Source organism: Agromyces sp. Y182 (genome assembly GCF_059445385.1).
In genome coordinates this window covers 970,332-988,087 of sequence record NZ_JCAIUF010000001.1, presented here as the reverse complement: position 1 = coordinate 988,087, position 17,756 = coordinate 970,332, and the positions used below count along the sequence as shown (strand labels likewise).

The following is a 17,756-nucleotide window of genomic DNA, read 5'->3' as shown; positions in this document are numbered from 1 at the left end:
TGACCTTGCACCTTGGTTCAGACACCGTCGACGCCTCCGAGGATCTGCTGGAGATGGAGTGAGCTGTCGTCGAACTCCCGCCGCAGATACCTCGGAGCCTGTACGCGCCACGCTTCAGTCACGAGCTCGGCGAGATGGTCGTCAGCGATGTCAGCCATGCGGAATGCGACCTTCGGCTCGCCCCAACGGGTCGTGGTGGGCAAGAACACCTTGGGCGCCATCTCGCGAAGGGCGAGCGCGTCGACAGGGTCGGCGACCTTCACCCCGACGACGAGCTCGGCCGCGATGATCTCGCGCATGTCTTCGGGGATGCTCGGCCACGGATGGCACTCCCACGCGTACAACTTGCCGCGAACGAACCACGCGGCCCCGCCAGTGGTCGCGCGTTCGTCGCTACCGGGTAGCCCGACGGCGGTACGGCGCAGGTCATCGAGGGTGGCCACGGTGCGAGCCTATGCCGCGCTACCGACGGGGAGTTTCCACAAGGGCGTCGCCGGCAGAAGGAGGCCGAGGGCATGCGAGGCACGGTCGTGTTGAGCGCGATCGGATCGACACGTGTTCGGAGGCCCTGAACGAATAGGCTGTTCCCCGTCGGGCGGTCCTCGGGCGAGGTCGCCGGTTCGGCATCCGGGCACCTGAGCGGCGACGACTCTGCGAGACAGGAGACCGGTGGTGAGTGAGGTCGAGAGCGGGGACCGCCCCGAGAAGCTCGGCATCCGCGAGGTCGCCGTGCTCGCCGGCGTCTCGCACATGACCGTCTCCCGCGTGCTCAACGGGCACCCGAACATCCGCCCGGCCACGCGCCAACGGGTGATGGACGTCATCGAGCAGCTCGACTTCAAGCCGAACAACGCGGCGCGCGCGCTCGCGACCCAGCGCACCCAGCGCATCGGCGTCATCGTCGACAGCTCGGTCGAGTTCGGTCCGACGAGTACGCTGCGCGGGTTCGAACTCGCGGCGCGCTCGAGCGGGTACTCGGTGGCGTCGGTGGCGATGCAGGATGACGCGAGCCTCACGCCAGAGGGTGCCGTGAGCCACCTCATCGCCGAGGGCGTCGACGCACTGTGCATCGTCGCACCGCGCTCGTCGTCGGTGTCGGCGCTGCGACGGATCTCGATCGACGTGCCGGTCCTCGTGGTGAAGGCCGCGAAGGATCCGAACTTCCTGACCGTCAGCGTCGACCAGCAGCTCGGGACCACCGTCGCCGTCGATCATCTGGTGTCCCTGGGGCACCGCGACATCTTGCACTTGGCTGGTCCGCTCGACTGGCTCGACGCTCGCGGTCGCGAGCGCGCCTTCCACGCGCGCATCGAGCAGTGGGGGCTGAAGGTCCGGCCGATCGTGGTCGGCGACTGGACCGCGGACTTCGGCTACGACTATGCGGTGAACCTTGCGGGGGTGCCCGAGTACACGGCCATATTCGTCGCGAACGACGAGATGGCATTCGGGGTCCTGCACGGGTTCCACGATCGGGGCATCCGAGTGCCCGAAGACGTGAGCGTCGTCGGGTTCGACGACCTGCCGCTCTCACGGCACTTCATCCCGCCCCTCACCACGGTCAGGCAGGACTTCCATGCACTCGGGGTCAAGGCCATGGAAGTGTTGCGCGCCGCGCTCGAAGGGCGTGAGATCCCGCAGCGCTCGAAGATCCCGAGCGAGTTGGTGGTCCGCTCGTCGACCGCGCCGCCGAGGGCATCATGAGCGCGGATGCCTCGAAGCAACCGGTGGTGGACATGACGGGCATCACCGTGGTGATCGACGGCACGACGGTGCTGCACGACGTGGATCTCCGGTTGTTCCCCGGTGAGGTCCACGCGCTCATGGGTGGCAACGGCGCGGGCAAGTCGTCGCTCGTCAAGGCGCTCACCGGCGCGTACCGCATCGATGCCGGTGAGGTGCGGATCTCCGGAGAGCAGGTCGTGCTGTCGGGCCCGGCCGCTGCCGAGGCGGCGGGAGTCGCGGCCGCGTTCCAGGACGTCGACCTGTGCGGCAATCTCTCGATCGCCGAGAACGTGATGATCGGCCACGAGGAGCGCCGTTGGTACGGCATCTCGTGGGGTTCGACCCGGCGCATGGCCGTCGCCGTGCTCGACGAGCTCGGCCTGGGCGATCTCGATCCCCGGCGTGCCGTGTCGACACTGGCGCCCCCGGTCCAGCAGCTCGTCGCCGTCGCACGCGCGATGGTCACCCACCCGAAGGTGCTCGTCCTCGACGAACCGACGTCGAGCCTCGACGCCGACGAGGTGGCGACCCTCTTCCGGGCGCTGCGGAGGCTTCGCGACCACGGCGTGGCGATCCTCTTCGTCTCGCACTTCCTCGAACAGGTCTACGCGATCAGCGATCGAATCACCGTGCTGCGCGACGGGGTCTGCCAGGGCGAGTACCCGACGCGGGAACTCGATCGCGCCGTGCTCATCTCGAAGATGATCGGCAAGGACCTCATCGAGCTGCGCCGCATCGGCTCCGACCGTCGCGCGCACCGGGCCGATCCGACCGGCACACCGGTCTTCCGGGCGGTCGGCGTCGGCAAGCGCGGCGAGTTCGACTCCACCGACTTCGAGGTGCACCGAGGCGAGGTGGTCGGCCTGGGCGGCCTGCGTGGTTCGGGCCGGACTGAGCTCGGCCAACTGCTCGCCGGCGTCGTGCGCAGCGACTCCGGCACGTTTCAGATCGACGGCCGCACCGTCGGGCTGCCGAATCCGGCGACGGCGCTGCGACGGCGCGTCGCGTACGCGAGCGAGGATCGGCGTGACGGCGGCATCATCGAGCAACTGAGCGTGCGCGAGAACATCGTGCTCGCGCTTCAGGCGATCCGTGGCTGGTCGAGGCCGATCTCGCACGCCGAGCGCGACGCGCTCGTCGAGCGGTTCGTGGAGGAGTTCGGCATCGTCGCGCCGGGGCTGGATGCACCGGCGGGCCTGCTCTCGGGCGGCAACCAGCAGAAGGTGCTGCTCGCGCGGTGGCTCGCGACCCGCCCGCACGTGCTCGTGCTCGATGAGCCCACCCGAGGCATCGACATCGCGGCGAAGGTCGAGATCCAGGCGCGCGTAGCTGAGATGGCCAGGGACGGCATGGCGGTGGTCTTCATCTCCTCCGAGCTCGACGAGGTCGTTCGACTGAGCGACCGCATCGCGATCCTCAAGGACCGTCGCAAGATCGGCGAGGTGAGCAACGGCCCGGGGCTCAGCGTCGACACGATCATCGAGATGATCGCGGCAGACGACGAAGACGACGCCTAGCCTCCAGCGGGGGTCGCGCCCGCTGTTCCCAGAATGTTATGTTTCCGGGAACATAGCGCTTGTGACGGCCCCTTGTTCCCGGTAACATCCGGTGTGGGACGCGCCAAGCGCCGCCGCAATCACTCGGAATCCGCACAGCGGAAACACCGGCGCAATGCGCCGGGTCTCAAGGAGGAGATCACATGTCAGTTCAGAGGCGATTCACGAAGATCCTGGGCCTGGCGGCCGTCGGTGCGCTCAGCATCGGCCTCGCCGCGTGCTCGAGCGGTGGCGACAGCGGCTCGGACGCCGATGCCGGCGACCTCACCACGGTCGGTTTCGTGGCAGTCGGCCCCGAGGGGGCCTGGCGCGAGGCCAACGAGACGAACATCCAGGACACCTTCACGAAGGAAGCCGGGTTCGACCTCAAGTACGCGCCCGCGACCAACCTCGACCAGAAGTCGCAGATCGACGCGTTCACGTCGTTCGTCGACGAGGGCGTCGACGTGATCCTGCTGTCGGCGACCGAAGCATCCGGTTGGGAGGACTCGCTCGAGCGCGCACAGGAGGCGGAGATCCCCGTGATCCTCCTCGACCGCGGCATCGAGCCTGACGACACGAGCCTCTACGTCACCCGAATCGCCCCCGACAACGTCGAGGTCGCGAAGGAGGTCGGCGCCTGGGCCGTCGAGCAGTTCCCCGACGGCGGCAACTACATCACGCTCGAGGGCCCCGCCGGCGTCGGCGTGGTGAACGAGCGCAATGAGGGCTGGAACGAGGCGGTCGACGGCTCGAAGCTCGTCCAGGTCGCCGCGCAGACCGCGAACTGGTCGGCAGAAGAGGGCAAGAGCGTCACCGAGACGCTCCTCAAGGCGAACGGCAACGACGTCCAGCTGATCTTCGCCCAGAACGACGAGATGGGCCTCGGCGCAGCGCAGGCGGTCGAAGAGGCCGGCCTCACGCCGGGTGTCGACGTCAAGATCACGACGATCGACGGCACGAAGGCCGCCATCCAGGCGCTCGCCGACGGACAGCTCAGCTTCGTGCACGAGTACAACCCGCTCTTCGGGGAGACCGCGATGGACGTCGTCAACAAGACCCTCGACGGAGAGTCGGTCGAGTCGTACATCATCGTTCCGAGCGAGGCGTTCGACTCGGCCGAGGCCGCTCAGGCCGTGCTCGCCGACCGCAAGTACTGATCGGTTGACCCCGCCGCGGTTCGCGGCGTGGCGCGTACGCGGTGCGGGGACTGCTGCTTCAAGCGGCCCCGCACCGCTCCATTTGAAAGGCCGGCCGCGTGCACGCGGCCGAAGCACAGGATGCGAATGCCATGAGTGAAGCACTGCCCATCGTGGAGATGCGCGACATCTCCATCGAGTTCCCAGGCGTCAAAGCGCTGGACGGCGTGGATTTCCGCCTCCTCCAGGGCGAGGTCCACGCGCTGATGGGCGAGAACGGCGCCGGGAAGTCGACGCTGATCAAGGCCCTCACCGGGGTCTACAAGATCGATGGCGGGTCGATCATCGTCGCGGGCCAGGAACGGCAGTTCCACGGGACCCGCGATGCGCAGAGCGCCGGCATCTCGACCGTGTACCAGGAGGTCAACCTGGTGACAAACCTCTCGATCGGTGAGAACGTCATGCTCGGCCACGAGATCCGGGGGGCGCTCGGCGTCAACTGGCGTGCAACGCACGCCGCCGCGACGGAAGCGCTCGCCAAGCTCGGGCTGGAGTATCTCGACACCCACAAGCCGCTGTCGGCGCTGTCGATCGCGATGCAGCAGCTCGTCGCGATCAGCCGTGCGATGGCCATCAAGGCGAAGGTGCTCATCCTCGACGAACCGACGTCGAGCCTCGACGCGGCCGAGGTCGAGGGGCTCTTCGGAGTGATGCGGACGCTCCGCGACCAGGGCGTCGCGATCCTGTTCGTCTCGCACTTCCTCGACCAGATCTACGCCATCAGCGACCGGGTGACGATCCTGCGGAACGGTCGCTACGAAGGCGAGTACCTCACCCGCGACCTCGACCGTCACGCCCTGATCTCGAAGATGATCGGCAAGGACCTCCGCGCGCTCTCGTCGCTCGGTGGCAATCGCCGCGTCGAGGAGCGCGACTACGCCGCCGAGGCGCCGCTGCTTTCGGCGAAGGGACTGGGGCGTCCCGGCTCGATCGAGCCCACCGACCTCGACATCCACCCCGGTGAGGTCGTCGGCTTCGCCGGTCTCCTCGGCTCAGGTCGAACCGAACTCGCTCGCCTCCTCTACGGCGCGGATCGCGCAGGCGAGGGCGAGGTGACGCTGCACGGCGAGCGGGTCGACCTCAAGAGCCCCGCCGACGGGCTCGGCAAGCGCATCGCCTTCTCGACCGAGAACCGTCGCGACGAGGGCATCGTCGCCGATCTCACCGTTCGCGAGAACATGATCCTCGCGATCCAGGCAGAGCGGGGCTGGGCACGGCCGATCCCGCGCAAGGAGCAGGACGAGCTCGTCGAGAAGTACATCACCGCGCTGAACGTGCGGCCGGCCGACCCCAATCGGCTGATCAAGAACCTCTCCGGCGGCAACCAGCAGAAGGTGCTGCTCGGCCGCTGGCTCGCGACGAAGCCCGAACTTCTGATCCTCGACGAGCCGACGCGTGGCATCGACGTCGGGGCGAAGGCCGAGATCCAGGAGGCCGTCGTGCAACTCGCGGAAGACGGTGTGTCCGTCGTGTTCATCTCCTCCGAGCTGGAGGAGGTCGTGCGTCTCAGCGAGCGCATCATCGTCCTGAAGGACCACCAGAAGATCGGCGAGATCGTCAATGGCCCAGGCGTCACGGCGCAACAGATCGTCGACGTGATCGCGGCGCATGGTGTCGCGGCGGCGGCGGGGAGTGACATCATCGATGCCGAGGCCGATGTAGAGCCGCTCGACGCCCTGTACGTGACCGCGCATACACCCGCTCCGGCGGAGGAGGAATCATGAGCACCGCTGCTCGGACGACTTGGCTACGCGAGCTCATCCGCAAGCCGTTCTTCTGGGGAGTGATCGCGATCTTCGCGCTCCTCGCCCTGAACTTCATCAAAGACCCGAACTACCTCGCGTTGTCGGTCAACCCGGTCAACGGCAACCTCGTCGGCAACCTCGTCGACATCCTGAGAGCTTCGGCTCCGATCCTGATGATCGCCGTCGGCATGTCGCTCGTCATCGCCACCGGTGGAATCGACCTCTCGGTCGGCTCGGTGATGGCGGTGTCGGGCGCCGTCGCGATGGTGTTCATGAAAGACGCCGGAGCGTCGGGCTCCCTCGGCGTCGCACTCGGCGCCATCGGACTCGCGCTCCTGGTGAGCGCGATCCTCGGCGCGATCAATGGCGTACTGGTCGCCTACATCGGCCTGCAACCATTCATCAGCACCCTGATCATGATGCTCGCAGGGCGCGGCATCGCGAAGGTGATCACCGAGGGGCAGAACACCTCCGCTACGAACGATCCGTTCCGGTGGATCGCGAACGGCTTCGTCATCGGCCTCCCCGTGGTGTTCCTCTTCGCGATCGTGATCGTGATCATCGTCGGCCTCGTCGTGCGCCGCAGCGCCCTCGGCCTCATGATCGAGGCGATCGGCATCAACCCGAAGGCGAGCCGCATGGCGGGCATCAAGCCGAGCGGCCTGCTGCTGACCGTCTACATCCTGAGCGCCGTGCTCGCCGGCATCGCCGGCATCATGTCGGTCGGCACCGTGATGACGGTCGATGTCTCGCGCACGGGCTATCAGATGGAGCTCGACGCGATCCTCGCGGTCGTCATCGGCGGCACCTCGCTTTCGGGCGGCAAATTCTCGATCGGCGGTGCGGTCGTCGGAGGCCTGCTCATCGCGACCCTCGACAAGACCATCGTGTTCCTCGGCATCTCGTCTTCGGCCACCCCGGCCTTCAAGGCGATCGTGATCGTCGTGCTCTGCCTGCTGCAGTCCGATCGGGTGCGCAGTTGGTTCGTCCAACGGCGCAAGCCCCCGCAGCCGCGCGCCGAGTCGCTCCCCGCCCAGCCGAAGCAGGAGGTTTCAGCATGACCATCGTGCAGGCCCCCCAGGTCGACGCTCCCGCCCAGGAGTCCGGAGTCGCGAAGCTCGTGGCCCGGGTGAAGCGGGTCGTCGCATCCAACCCGTCGGTGCTGCCGACCGTCGCCGCCATCGTCATCTTCATCGGCATGGTGATCTACGGCGAGGTGGCCTACGGCCGCATCGTGCAGTACAACACGCTGTCGAACCTGTTCATCAACAACGCGCACCTGATCATCCTCGCGGTGGCGATGACGTTCGTCATCCTCACCGGTGGCATCGACCTGTCGGTCGGCTCGGTCATCGCGCTCTCGAGCGTGGCCGGCGTGATGCTCGCGAACGCCGGATGGAACCCGTGGCTCGTGATCGTCCTGATGATCCTCATCGGCACGTTGATCGGCCTCGCCAGCGGCATCCTGATCCAGTACTTCAACGTGCAGCCGTTCATCGCGACACTGGCCATGATGTTCCTCGGGCGGGGTCTCGCCTCGCTGCTCAGCACGCAGCCCGAACGCCTCACCGATGACTCGCCGATTCTCTGGCTCGGTGAGCAGTTCAAGGTGATCGATGGCGAGAAGGTCAACGACGTCGTCATCACGCCCGGCGTGATCATCGCGCTGCTGGTCGTGCTCATCGCGTTCTTCGTGCTGCACCGCACCCGCACGGGCCGCACGGTGTACGCCATCGGCGGTTCCGAGAGCTCGTCGGCACTCATGGGTCTCGCGGTGCCGCGCACCAAAGTGCTCGTGTACGTCATCAGCGGCACGCTCTCGGGCATCGCGGCCGTGGTCTACACCTCGCGCCTCGGCATCGCGCAGAACATCACGGGCATCGGCTGGGAGCTCGACGCCATCGCGGCGACCGTCATCGGCGGCACGCTGCTCACGGGCGGGTACGGCTACGTGCTCGGGTCGGTGGTCGGCGCTCTGGTGCTCGGACTGATGAACGTGCTGATCACGCGTGACGGCGGCATCCCGCCCGAGATGACGACGATCATCACCGGCGGCATCCTGCTGGTCTTCGTCCTGCTGCAGCGCGCGGTGACGTCGAAGCGCCATACCTAGCGGTCTCGCTCCGGCGCTGTCCCGTGCCGGGAGGCGAAGGGCGAAGGGCGAAGGGCCGGATGCCGCGAGGCATCCGGCCCTTCGTCGTCGCGGTCGTTCGGCCGCGGCTACTCAGCGAGCTTGCCCGCCACCGAGACCTCCTCGCGCATGAGGGCTGCGATCTCCTCTGAGATGGGCGGGATCTCCTCACGTGTCACCCCGGTCGAAGGCGACCACACGAGGTTCACCTGCAGCGAGGCATCCGTCGCGGGGTAGTCGCTGCGGTTGTGGCATCCGCGGGTCTCGCGTCGCTCGAGCGCTGCCGCCAGCGTCGCACGGGCGGCGAGGGCCGCCGACTTGAGGTCGAACGCGTGCGCCAGATCCTGGTAGCCGGCGATGTCGGGGTGCACGCCGACATCGCCCATGCGGGCCTCGATCGCGTCGAGCTCTGCGAGCCCGGCGCGCAGGCCTCCCTCGTCGCGCACGACTCCGGCGTGCTCGGTCATGGTGTCGCGGATGGCGCGCTGCAGGGCGCGCACGTTCTCCGAGCCGTCCGATGCGAGCAGCCCTGCGATCTCGTCGCGCGCGGTCTGCACCGCGGCCGCCGAGCGCTGCTGCGCCGCGAGCGAGGCCGAGTACGCGGCTGCGGCCTGCCCGACGATGCGTCCGAAGACGAGCAGCTCGATGAGCGAGTTGCCGCCCAGCCGGTTGGCTCCATGAAGACCACTGGATGCCTCGCCGATGGCGTAGAGGCCCGGGACATCCGTGCCGTGGTCGTCAGGTCGCACCCAGACGCCGCCCATCGAGTAGTGCGCGGTGGGCGCGATCTCGATCGGCTCCTTCGTGATGTCGAGCATCTGCAGCTCGAGCATGGTCTGGTAGACGCGGGGCAGGCGAGTCATGATCGTCTCGCGGGGCAAGTGCGAGACATCCAGCCAGACACCGCCGTTCGGAGTGCCGCGCCCCTCTTTGATCTCGGTGTAGCAGGCGAGGGCGACGCGGTCGCGCGTGGAGAGCTCGAGACGCTCGGGGTCGTACTTGTGCATGAAGCGCTCGCCGAGGCCGTTGGTGAGGATGCCGCCTTCGCCGCGCGCCGCTTCGCTGATGAGGGTGCCGGCCGCGTTCTCGGGCTCGATGATGCCCGAGGGGTGGAACTGCACGAGCTCGGGGTCGCGGAGCCGCCCGCCCGCTTCGACGGCGAGCCGCCACGAGTCGCCCGTGTTCTCGTCGCGCCGCGACGAGGTGCGCCGCCAGATGCGGTTGTGACCGCCGGCGGCGAGGATGACCGCGTCGGCGTGGATGAGGTAGCGCGTGCCGTCCTCGAGGTCGAAGCCGTACGCGCCGAAGACCGCGCCGTCGTCGCCCACGAGGATGCGCGTGATGTAGACCGTGTCGAGGATCGGCACGTTCAGCTGCGCGGCCCGGTTGATCAGCGTGCGCTGGATCTCGAGCCCCGTGTAGTCCCCCGCGAACGCCGTGCGGCGGTAGGTGTGAGCGCCGAAGAAGCGCTGCGAGATGCGGCCGTCGTCTTCGCGGGCGAAGGGCATGCCGTAGCGCTCGAGGTCTTCGATGCCGCGGGCCGCGCCCGAGGTGACGATCTCGACCGTGTGCGGGTTGGCGAGCAGGTAGCTCTCCTTCAGCGTGTCGGCAGCGTGCTGCTGCCAGCTGTCGTCGGGGTCCATGGTCGAGAGGGCGGCGTTGATGCCGCCGGCCGCGAGCGAGGTGTGGGCGTCGGACTTCGGGCGCTTTCCGAGAGCCAGCACGTCGACGCCGGCCTCGGCGAGCTCGATGGCGGCGCGCAGGCCCGATCCGCCGGTGCCGATCACGAGCACGGTCGTGGAGATCTGACGTTCTGAAGCGGTCATGCGTTCAACGCTAGGTTCGGCCGCTCGATTACTCCAATGCATATATAACGTGGCAACGATGCGCGTACGCTATCGACATGAACCTCGAGCAATTGCGCAGCTTCGTCGAGGTGGCCCGGTTCGGCAACTTCACTCGCGCCGCTGAAGAGCTCTACCTCGCCCAGCCCTCACTGAGCCGGCAGATCGCCGCGCTCGAGCACGATCTCGGCGTCGAGCTGTTCCATCGCGCCCGCGGGGGCAGCACGCTGACGGTCGCGGGGGAGTCGCTGCTGCCGCTCGCACGCCGCATGCTCGCCGACGCCGAATCGGTCAGGCGCGAACTCGCCGAACTCGCCGGGCTCGAGCGCGGCCGGGTGCGCCTCGGAGCAACGCCGACCCTGTGCATCAGCCTCGTCGCCGAGGTGCTCAGCGCGTTCCACGCGGAGCATCCGGCCATCGAACTGCACCTCTCGGAACAGGGGTCGCGTCGCCTCCTCGACGAACTCGCCGGCGGCGAGCTCGACCTGGCATTGATCACGACGACGGATGCCTCGTCGGCCGAGCGGTTCACGGTGTCGCCTCTGCTCGTGGAAGAACTCGTGCTCGTCTCGTCGGCCGGCGCACCGCCCGTCACGTCCCGCGACATCATCGAACTTGCGGATGTCGCGGCGCTGCCGCAGATCGTCTTCAGCTCGAGCTACGACCTGCGCAGCGCGACGGATGCCGCCTTCGCCGCCGCTGATCTGACACCCGACGTGGTGCTCGAGGGAGCCGAGATGGATGCCGTACTGCGGTTCGTCGAGCGCGGGCTCGGGGTCGCGATCGTGCCGGCGATGGTGCTCATCGATCGCCCCGGACTGCGCTCGGTGCGGCTCGGCGGGCCGCCGCTCGAGCGCACGATCAGCGTCGCCCGCCCCGGCGACGTAGCGCCGACCACGGCGGTCGAGGTCATGCGGCGCACGATCACCGCGAGTGCCACGGCGTTCGCGGCTCGCGCGGGGGCGACCATGCGACTCGCGAACCCGAGCTCGTGAAGCCAGACTTGAGGAATGTCGATCTCGGAAGCTGACCTCATCCACTTGCGCCGCGCGGTCGAGCTCGCGCGTGAAGCAGTCGACTCGGGCGACGGCCCGTTCGGATCGGTGCTCGTCGATTCCGCCGGCGTCGAACGGTTCGCGGATCGCAACCGTGAAGACAGCACCGGCGACCCGACGCGGCATCCGGAGTTCGAGATCGTGCGCTGGGCCGTTGCGAACCTGACCCCCGAAGAGCGAGCGGCGGCGACCGTCTACACCTCGGGGGAGCATTGCGCGATGTGCTCGGCGGCGCATGCGTGGGCGGGCCTCGGCCGTATCGCCTACGTCGCGTCGGCGGAGCAGATCGCCGGGTGGCGCCGGGCCGCAGGCAGAGGGCCGTCGGCGGTCGCAGTGCTGCCGATCACGACGGTCGCCCCGGCCTTGGTGGTGGACGGACCCGTCGATGAGCTCGTGCCCGAGGTGCACGCGCTCATCGTGCGTGCTGCTCAGCCGCACTGAACGAGGCGCAAGCGACGGCCTCGCCGTCGGAGGACGGCGCTCTTTCGTCCGGTCTTCACCCTGCAGCGCTCAGTCATGCGGTCATCGGGCGTACGACGAGAACCTCTCGATCGCCGCGGCGTTGACCGGAGTGAAGAGGTTGACGAGATTGCCATCGGGGTCGCGGAGAAGCAGCGACCGGTTGCCCCACGGCATCGTCGTCGGTTCGTTCACGAACGTGGTGATCCAGCCTTGCAGCTTCTCGTATTCCAGGTCGACATCGGCCACGAGGAACTCGATGATCGCGGTGTGGTTGTCTGCCGGCCGCGCTGAACCGGGCCCGAAGAGATCGACGGTGGCGGTACTCCCGATCGCGAGCGTTGCGCATGGAGTGCGCACCTCGGCGAAGTGTTCGTTCAGGTGCACGGCCGCGCCGCCCGTGACGTGCTCGTAGAAGCCGGCGAGTGCGGCGACGTTGTCGGTGATGATGCGGGTCGAGACGAGGTTCATTGGTGTTCCGTTCATTGCCGAGGCGATCCCGGCCATCTCCAATGCTGGAGGACGGCGGCGACAACCCCCTGTCGGTGTTTCGACCGCGGAGCCGGGAGGCTCACATCGTCGTCAATTGCCGGGCATCGCCGTACGGGGTATTGAGATCCTCCGGCCGAAGCGCCCTGGGCGCTGGAGTTTCCGCCGTCACGACGCTCGACACGATTCGGTCGGTCCGAAAGGCGCGGACTGCGCCGCGAAGGCGGCACCACCCGACGAGATACCAGTTCGTCGGCGTTCCGATGTAGCCGAGGGGCTCGAGCTCGCGCGACGTCATCCCTCCGTCCCGGTCTTCGTAGGTGATGCGGAGTACGCGCCCTGAGGTCAGCGCATCCGCGATCACGGAGGGCACCGGCGGAAGCGCCGCTGGTGGTCCGAGTAAACGCACGCGTGCTGCCAGGTCTCTCGCGGCATCCGCGTCGCTGCCGCGCATTGCAGCGACCAACTTCCGCACCGCCGTCTGCGCGGCCTGCTGGAACGGGCTGCCTGCCATGCCTTCCAGCGCGACCGCCATCGCGACGGCTTCCGGCGGGGTGAAGTTGACCGGTGGGAGCGTTCTCAGTGGGTCGAGGCAATATCCCCCGGTTCGGCCGGGCTCCGCCCAGATCGGTGTGCCCGCCTGTTGCAGTGCGCTGATGTCCCGCTCGACGGTCCGCACACTCACCTCGAACCGGTCCGCCAGCCACCGACCGCTGCGCGGGCGAGGGGCGACGACACGCAACTCCTCCACGAGGGCGTACAAGCGGTCCGTTCGGTTCATGGAACGACTCTAGGTCGCACCCGCTGAGCATTCGATCGTTGCGAGATGGGGCCCACGGCCTGTGGGGAGGCGGGCGCGAGCCGAGCGGGGCCGGCGGACGCCCGTGAAGATCTTGTTACGTTCTTGCAGCGCGGAGCCGTTCGCTCATGGGTCGTAAGCCGGAGAATCCCTGATCAGCCCAGCGGACTTCATGAATTCGGCGCCAGGGAGCGCTCCCACGCAAGTTTCGATACTCGGAAACCCCTTGCCGAGACGATTGTGTACGTGGTTGCATCGTTCCAATCGAGTTGGCAGGGATGCCGACGTTGTTGCGCGGCGTTCCCCGATCCTCTGCTTCTCCTCCTGGAGCACCGGGACTCCGCCCCACGTCGTGCGTCGTGGAACGAAGGTGGGAACCGGCGTGAAGATAGGCAGAGTACTGGGCAGTGCGTTTGTCGGCGGAGTGTGCGTGGCGGTTCTCGCCGGCGGCCTCCCTGCGCTCGCCGCAGCGGCCGAGCCCGATGTGGCGCCAGCGACCACGGAGGAGCCGGGAGAATCGGTCACCCTGATCACGGGTGACCGTGTGCAGCTGCTCGAGGGCGCGGACGGCGAACTCACCGTGGCATTCGAGGCGGCCCCGCGCGACGATGGCCGGCCGATCGGCTACTCGAGCTTCGGCGCCGACGGGCACTTCTACGTGATCCCGACGGATGTGGCGGCGCTCGTGCCCGATCAGCTGGACCTGGGCCTGTTCGACGTACTCGCGCTGCAAGACCTGGCTGACGACGAGACCGGCGGCGGCGTACCGGTCATCGTGCAGACCGAGGGCGCGCCGGATGCCCCGGCCAGGAACGACCTGAGCGCGCTCGGCGTCGAACCCGAGCAGACCCTCGAGTCGATCTCCTCCATTGCGGGCGAGGTGGCGCCTGAGGGGGCTCCAGAGCTCGTCGAGGCCGTCGAGTCGGCCGACACCACCGTCAGCAAGGTCTGGCTCGACGCGCCCGTGCGGGTTCTCGACGCGGACTCGAACCCCCAGATCGGTGCGCCCGCGGCTTGGGAGAGTGGGTACGACGGCACTGGCGCGACCGTCGCGGTGCTGGACTCGGGTATCGACACGACCCACCCCGACCTCGATGAGGGTGTCGTCACGCTCGAGCAGGACTTCACCGGCAGCGGCAGCGCGGTCGACGTACTGGGGCACGGCACCCACGTGTCCTCGATCATCGCGGGCACCGGCGAGGCATCCGACGGCGAGAACCGGGGCATCGCGCCCGGAGCCCACATTCTCAACGGACGCGTGCTCAACGACGAGGGCATGGGCGAAACGTCGTGGGTCATCGACGCGATGGAATGGGCGGCCGTGAACGGTGCCGACGTCATCAACCTGAGCCTCGGCGAGCGGGGGCAGTACACCGACGGAACCGATCCGGGTGCAATGGCCGTGAACTCGATCTCCGAGCGCTACGACACGCTCGTCGTGGTCGCGGCCGGCAACGACGGGAACTACGGCACAGCCACCACGGTGACCACGCCTGGCACGGCAGATCTGGCGCTGACCGTCGGCGCGGTCGACGACTCGGACGGACTCGCGTGGTTCTCGTCGATGGGACCCCGGTTCGGCGACTGGGCAATCAAGCCCGATATCGTCGCGCCCGGTGACGGGATCGTGGCGGCGCGGGCTGCCGGCGCGGTGATCGGGTCGCCGGTCGACGAGTACTACATGTCGGAATCCGGCACCTCGATGGCGGCTCCGGCAGTCGCGGGTGCCGCGGCGATCCTCGCGGCCGCGCGGCCCGACCTCGACGCGCAATCGCTCAAGGCGGTACTGATGGGCTCGGCCGAGCAGACCGGGAATCACGTGTTCGCGCAGGGGGCGGGGCGCGTCTGGATCCCGGGGGCGCTCGGGCAGACCGTGTACGCCACGCCAGCTTCGCTGTCGTTCGGCCAGTTCGTCTCCCCCAGGGCAGACCAGACGCCTCGCACGAAGACCGTCACCTACACCAACACGTCCGATGCGGACGTCGAGTTCCAGTTCCAGACGACGGTCGTGCCGTCCGACCGCAGTGACGTGCCTGAGGATCTGCTCACGCTCTCGGCGGACTCGGTGACGGTCCCCGCGCACGGCGCCGCGTCGGTCGATGTGACCGTCGATCCCAAAGCGGACGACCCCGATGTCTACCAAGGCGAGCTACTGGCTACCGGCGTAGGGTCCCCGCCGGTGCGTTCGGTACTGGCGTTCGGGTCCGAGCCCGACATGCACACGCTCCGGCTCGAGGGGATCCAGCGAAGCGGAGCCCCGGCTGCCAACCCGAGCGCGGCGACGATCTACGGCATCGACGACGCCAGGTTCTACCGTTGGTTCGACTTCAAGGACGGTTCTGCGGAAGTACGCCTGCCCGCAGGACGGTACGCGCTGCTCGGGCAGCTCTTCAATGCCGACTCGCCCGAGGCTCAGTTCTTCGACGGCATCACGAACTTCACTCGCGACGTCGACCTCCAGGAGGACATGACCCTCGTGCTCGACGCCGGCACAGCGACGCCGGTCGAAGTCGAGACCGAGAAGAAGTCGAAGCAGTACGCGCTGGACGGTTCGATCTCCCGCATGCTGCCGGATCGTGAATACCCGGCCTCGATCTCGGCGACCACCGCGATCGGCGGGCCGGTCGGCGGCTTGGACCTCGACCTCTCGGTGCTGCCCACGACGGAACCCCTGGTCGGCGAAGTGAGCGTGAACAGCCGGTTCATGCAGCACCAGCCGTTGCTCGACGTCGTGGCCATTGCCGGGCGATCGAAGCTGGACGTGTCGAGAGAGCTGAGCTACGGCGTGCGCTCGCCGAAGTACGTGGGTGCACTCTCGGCACCGCTCGTCGATGGCGGGAGCGGTACGCCCGAAGAACTGGCGGCCGCAGGCGCCGCGGGCGCCGTGGTGCTGATCGAGGATCGCCGCGATCCCACGCTCAACGATCAGGCCCAGGCAGCATTCGACGCGGGTGCAGTGGCCGCCGTCGTCTACGGCGACGGGCCGGGCCCGTTCTTCGAGAACGTCGACAGCCGTGTGGTCATGTTCATGGAGGAGAAGGCGTTGCCGACGCTTACCCTCGCGCGCGACATCGGGCTGCAGCTCGTCGAGCTCGCGCGGGCCGGCGGGGCCCGCCTCAAGGGCACCGGCATCGAAACCCCCTCCTATCAATACGCCCTCGCGTACCTCGAGGAAGGCGGTATCCCGTCTGACCTGTCGTACGTCGCCGACGACCGCAACACGGCCGAAGTCGACGTCGACGTGAAGGCGTTCACGCCGGGCATGCCGATGGTCGAGTACGTCGTGTCACAGGGCGGCGGCAGCTTCACCGGATTCGGCTTCCTCTTCACGGGTCCGCTGACCGGCCGCACCGTGTACTACTCCACCGACGACGGCATCACCTTCTCGCGCACGGTCAAGCCCGCACAACTCGCCAACGCGTACCCGTCCGACTTCGTGAGCGCGGAGGCCACCTATCGACCGGGTCAGCGCGCGAGCGAGACCTTCGTCGAGCAGGTGCACCACGGCGGATTCTGGCCGGCGCCGTTGTCGCCGCAGGCCGCCTCGGTCTCGCGCGACGGGGACTCCCTCGCCGTCGACCTGCCGTACCGCGTGGACGGTGATGGGCACGGCCAGCAGTACGGGCCCGACCAGGAGTCGACGGGGAGATTCCAGCTGTGGATGGAGGACCAGCAGCTTGTCGACAGCGAATACAGCGACGCCGCCCCGACCGTTCCCGCCGAGGATCACGACTACCGCATCCGGCTCGACACCCATCGAGACGTCGACTGGTGGCCGATGTCCACCGACGTATCCACGGAGTGGAGCTTCCGGTCCTCCACGACGGATGAGGCGAGCATCCTGCCGCTCCTGCAGCTGGACTACGGCGTGACCGGGCTGAACGACCTCAATACCGCGGGCGGCAAGACCAAGCTGAAGCTCGAAGTCTCGCATCAGGACGGCTCTGAGGGCGGCGGTAAGGTCGCAGGCCTGAAACTGTGGTCGTCAGCCGATGGCGGAGTCGCTTGGACTCCAGTGCGCGTCACCAAGGGCTCGCATGCCGGGGAGTACTCGGCGACGATCACGGCGCCGAAGGGTGCGACGTCGATCTCGTTGCGCTCCGAGGCGTGGGACGCTGCCGGCGCGAAGTTCTCGGAGACCGTGATCGATGCCTACGCGGTCGACACCGTCGCGCCGGCGGTCACGGTCACGACGCCCGGCACGGGGCACCCGGTGCCGACGAGGTCGACCACCGTTGCAGGCACCGGCGAGCCGGGCGCGATCGTGACGGCGAAGGCCGGGCGCGAGACGTGCGAGGCCACGGTCGGGGCGGATGGCGCGTGGGCGTGCGAGCTGCCCGTTCGCAACGGCCTGCACCTCGTCGCGGTGAGTGCCGTCGACGCGGTCGGGAACACCTCGGACGTGGTGCGCCGCGCGCTCCTGCTCGATACGAAGGCCCCGGCGTCGCCGCGGATCGCGTCGCCGACGGGCACGGTGCGCACCGACCTTCCGGTGATCAAGGGCTCGGCGGAGTCGCGTGCGACGATCTCGGTGACCGAGGGCGATGAGGCGGTGTGCACCGCGACCGCAGGTCTCGCCGGCTCCTGGTCGTGCACCCCGGGTGTGGCGTTCGCTGTGGGCAAGCACACCATCGCGGTGACGGCGACGGACCGGGCGGGCAACACCTCCGAGACCCGAACGCAGAAGTTCACGGTCTCGGGTCGGTGATCGGTTCGAACGTTCGGGCCCGGAGCGCCACGTCACCGCGAGACGTATCCAGTCAACCTATTTCGGCGAC

General features: G+C 68.1%; 13 protein-coding genes. 9 read left to right on the top strand and 4 right to left on the bottom strand.

The genetic code is table 11. The features are described from left to right. Window positions 1-17: 17 nt before the first annotated feature. Window positions 18-443, bottom strand: a complete 426-nt coding sequence (locus AC1C2R_RS04555; protein ID WP_495379126.1) for an MmcQ/YjbR family DNA-binding protein — start codon at window positions 441-443, stop codon at window positions 18-20. A gap of 229 nt (window positions 444-672) precedes the next feature. Here AC1C2R_RS04555 and AC1C2R_RS04550 point away from each other — a divergent pair, with 229 nt between their 5' ends. The 6 genes from AC1C2R_RS04550 (at window position 673) to AC1C2R_RS04525 (ending at window position 8,314) form a co-directional block, all read left to right on the top strand. After that, window positions 673-1,701: a LacI family DNA-binding transcriptional regulator gene (locus tag AC1C2R_RS04550; RefSeq protein WP_495351354.1), complete on the top strand. Its 1,029-nt coding sequence runs from the start codon at window positions 673-675 to the stop codon at window positions 1,699-1,701. Continuing rightward, entirely contained in the window at window positions 1,698-3,239 is a 1,542-nt protein-coding gene (locus AC1C2R_RS04545) for a sugar ABC transporter ATP-binding protein (RefSeq protein ID WP_495379125.1), read from the top strand. Before AC1C2R_RS04550 ends, AC1C2R_RS04545 begins: the two co-directional genes overlap by 4 nt. Before the next feature lie 182 nt (window positions 3,240-3,421). Continuing rightward, window positions 3,422-4,417, top strand: coding sequence for an ABC transporter substrate-binding protein (locus AC1C2R_RS04540; RefSeq protein ID WP_495351352.1), 996 nt, complete (start codon window positions 3,422-3,424; stop codon window positions 4,415-4,417). A 131-nt stretch (window positions 4,418-4,548) separates the two neighbouring features. Continuing rightward, a complete protein-coding gene (locus tag AC1C2R_RS04535) occupies window positions 4,549-6,180 on the top strand; it encodes a sugar ABC transporter ATP-binding protein (protein ID WP_495379124.1) in 1,632 nt (543 codons plus the stop codon). Further along, window positions 6,177-7,262: an ABC transporter permease gene (locus tag AC1C2R_RS04530; RefSeq protein WP_495351350.1), complete on the top strand. Its 1,086-nt coding sequence runs from the start codon at window positions 6,177-6,179 to the stop codon at window positions 7,260-7,262. The genes AC1C2R_RS04535 and AC1C2R_RS04530 overlap by 4 nt, the downstream gene beginning before the upstream one ends. Beyond that, window positions 7,259-8,314: an ABC transporter permease gene (locus AC1C2R_RS04525; RefSeq protein ID WP_495379123.1), complete on the top strand. Its 1,056-nt coding sequence runs from the start codon at window positions 7,259-7,261 to the stop codon at window positions 8,312-8,314. The genes AC1C2R_RS04530 and AC1C2R_RS04525 overlap by 4 nt, the downstream gene beginning before the upstream one ends. A 107-nt stretch (window positions 8,315-8,421) precedes the next feature. Here the strand turns inward: AC1C2R_RS04525 and AC1C2R_RS04520 are convergent, their stop codons facing one another. Continuing rightward, on the bottom strand, window positions 8,422-10,158 hold the full coding sequence (locus AC1C2R_RS04520) for an L-aspartate oxidase (protein WP_495379122.1): 1,737 nt from the start codon (window positions 10,156-10,158) through the stop codon (window positions 8,422-8,424). 77 nt (window positions 10,159-10,235) lie between these two features. Between AC1C2R_RS04520 and AC1C2R_RS04515 the strand changes: the two genes are divergently transcribed. Both AC1C2R_RS04515 and AC1C2R_RS04510 read left to right on the top strand, forming a co-directional pair. Further along, the gene (locus AC1C2R_RS04515; protein WP_495379121.1) at window positions 10,236-11,171 is read left to right on the top strand and encodes a LysR family transcriptional regulator; all 936 of its coding nucleotides are present in this window, start codon (window positions 10,236-10,238) and stop codon (window positions 11,169-11,171) included. Between the two features lie 15 nt (window positions 11,172-11,186). Next, window positions 11,187-11,672 (top strand): nucleoside deaminase, encoded by a 486-nt coding sequence (locus tag AC1C2R_RS04510; protein WP_495351346.1) that lies wholly within the window; start codon window positions 11,187-11,189, stop codon window positions 11,670-11,672. Between the two features lie 81 nt (window positions 11,673-11,753). Here AC1C2R_RS04510 and AC1C2R_RS04505 read toward each other — a convergent pair whose 3' ends face one another. Both AC1C2R_RS04505 and AC1C2R_RS04500 read right to left on the bottom strand, forming a co-directional pair. Then, window positions 11,754-12,176: a VOC family protein gene (locus AC1C2R_RS04505; protein WP_495379120.1), complete on the bottom strand. Its 423-nt coding sequence runs from the start codon at window positions 12,174-12,176 to the stop codon at window positions 11,754-11,756. An 85-nt stretch (window positions 12,177-12,261) separates the two neighbouring features. After that, on the bottom strand, window positions 12,262-12,960 hold the full coding sequence (locus AC1C2R_RS04500) for a helix-turn-helix transcriptional regulator (RefSeq protein WP_495351344.1): 699 nt from the start codon (window positions 12,958-12,960) through the stop codon (window positions 12,262-12,264). 448 nt (window positions 12,961-13,408) lie between these two features. On the opposite strand from AC1C2R_RS04500, the gene AC1C2R_RS04495 reads away from it, so the two are divergent. After that, complete coding sequence (locus AC1C2R_RS04495; RefSeq protein WP_495379119.1) at window positions 13,409-17,686, top strand: S8 family serine peptidase; 4,278 nt, start codon at window positions 13,409-13,411, stop codon at window positions 17,684-17,686. Window positions 17,687-17,756: the final 70 nt, after the last annotated feature.

Bases quoted from the DNA above. Each gene is read 5' to 3' on its own strand.
- AC1C2R_RS04510 (WP_495351346.1), top strand. From the start codon at position 11,187: ATGTCGATCTCGGAAGCTGACCTCATCCACTTGCGCCGCGCGGTCGAG.
- AC1C2R_RS04540 (WP_495351352.1), top strand. From the start codon at position 3,422: ATGTCAGTTCAGAGGCGATTCACGAAGATCCTGGGCCTGGCGGCCGTC.
- AC1C2R_RS04535 (WP_495379124.1), top strand. From the start codon at position 4,549: ATGAGTGAAGCACTGCCCATCGTGGAGATGCGCGACATCTCCATCGAG.
- AC1C2R_RS04515 (WP_495379121.1), top strand. From the start codon at position 10,236: ATGAACCTCGAGCAATTGCGCAGCTTCGTCGAGGTGGCCCGGTTCGGC.
- AC1C2R_RS04500 (WP_495351344.1), bottom strand. From the start codon at position 12,960: ATGAACCGAACGGACCGCTTGTACGCCCTCGTGGAGGAGTTGCGTGTC.
- AC1C2R_RS04545 (WP_495379125.1), top strand. From the start codon at position 1,698: ATGAGCGCGGATGCCTCGAAGCAACCGGTGGTGGACATGACGGGCATC.
- AC1C2R_RS04520 (WP_495379122.1), bottom strand. From the start codon at position 10,158: ATGACCGCTTCAGAACGTCAGATCTCCACGACCGTGCTCGTGATCGGC.
- AC1C2R_RS04530 (WP_495351350.1), top strand. From the start codon at position 6,177: ATGAGCACCGCTGCTCGGACGACTTGGCTACGCGAGCTCATCCGCAAG.
- AC1C2R_RS04525 (WP_495379123.1), top strand. From the start codon at position 7,259: ATGACCATCGTGCAGGCCCCCCAGGTCGACGCTCCCGCCCAGGAGTCC.
- AC1C2R_RS04505 (WP_495379120.1), bottom strand. From the start codon at position 12,176: ATGAACGGAACACCAATGAACCTCGTCTCGACCCGCATCATCACCGAC.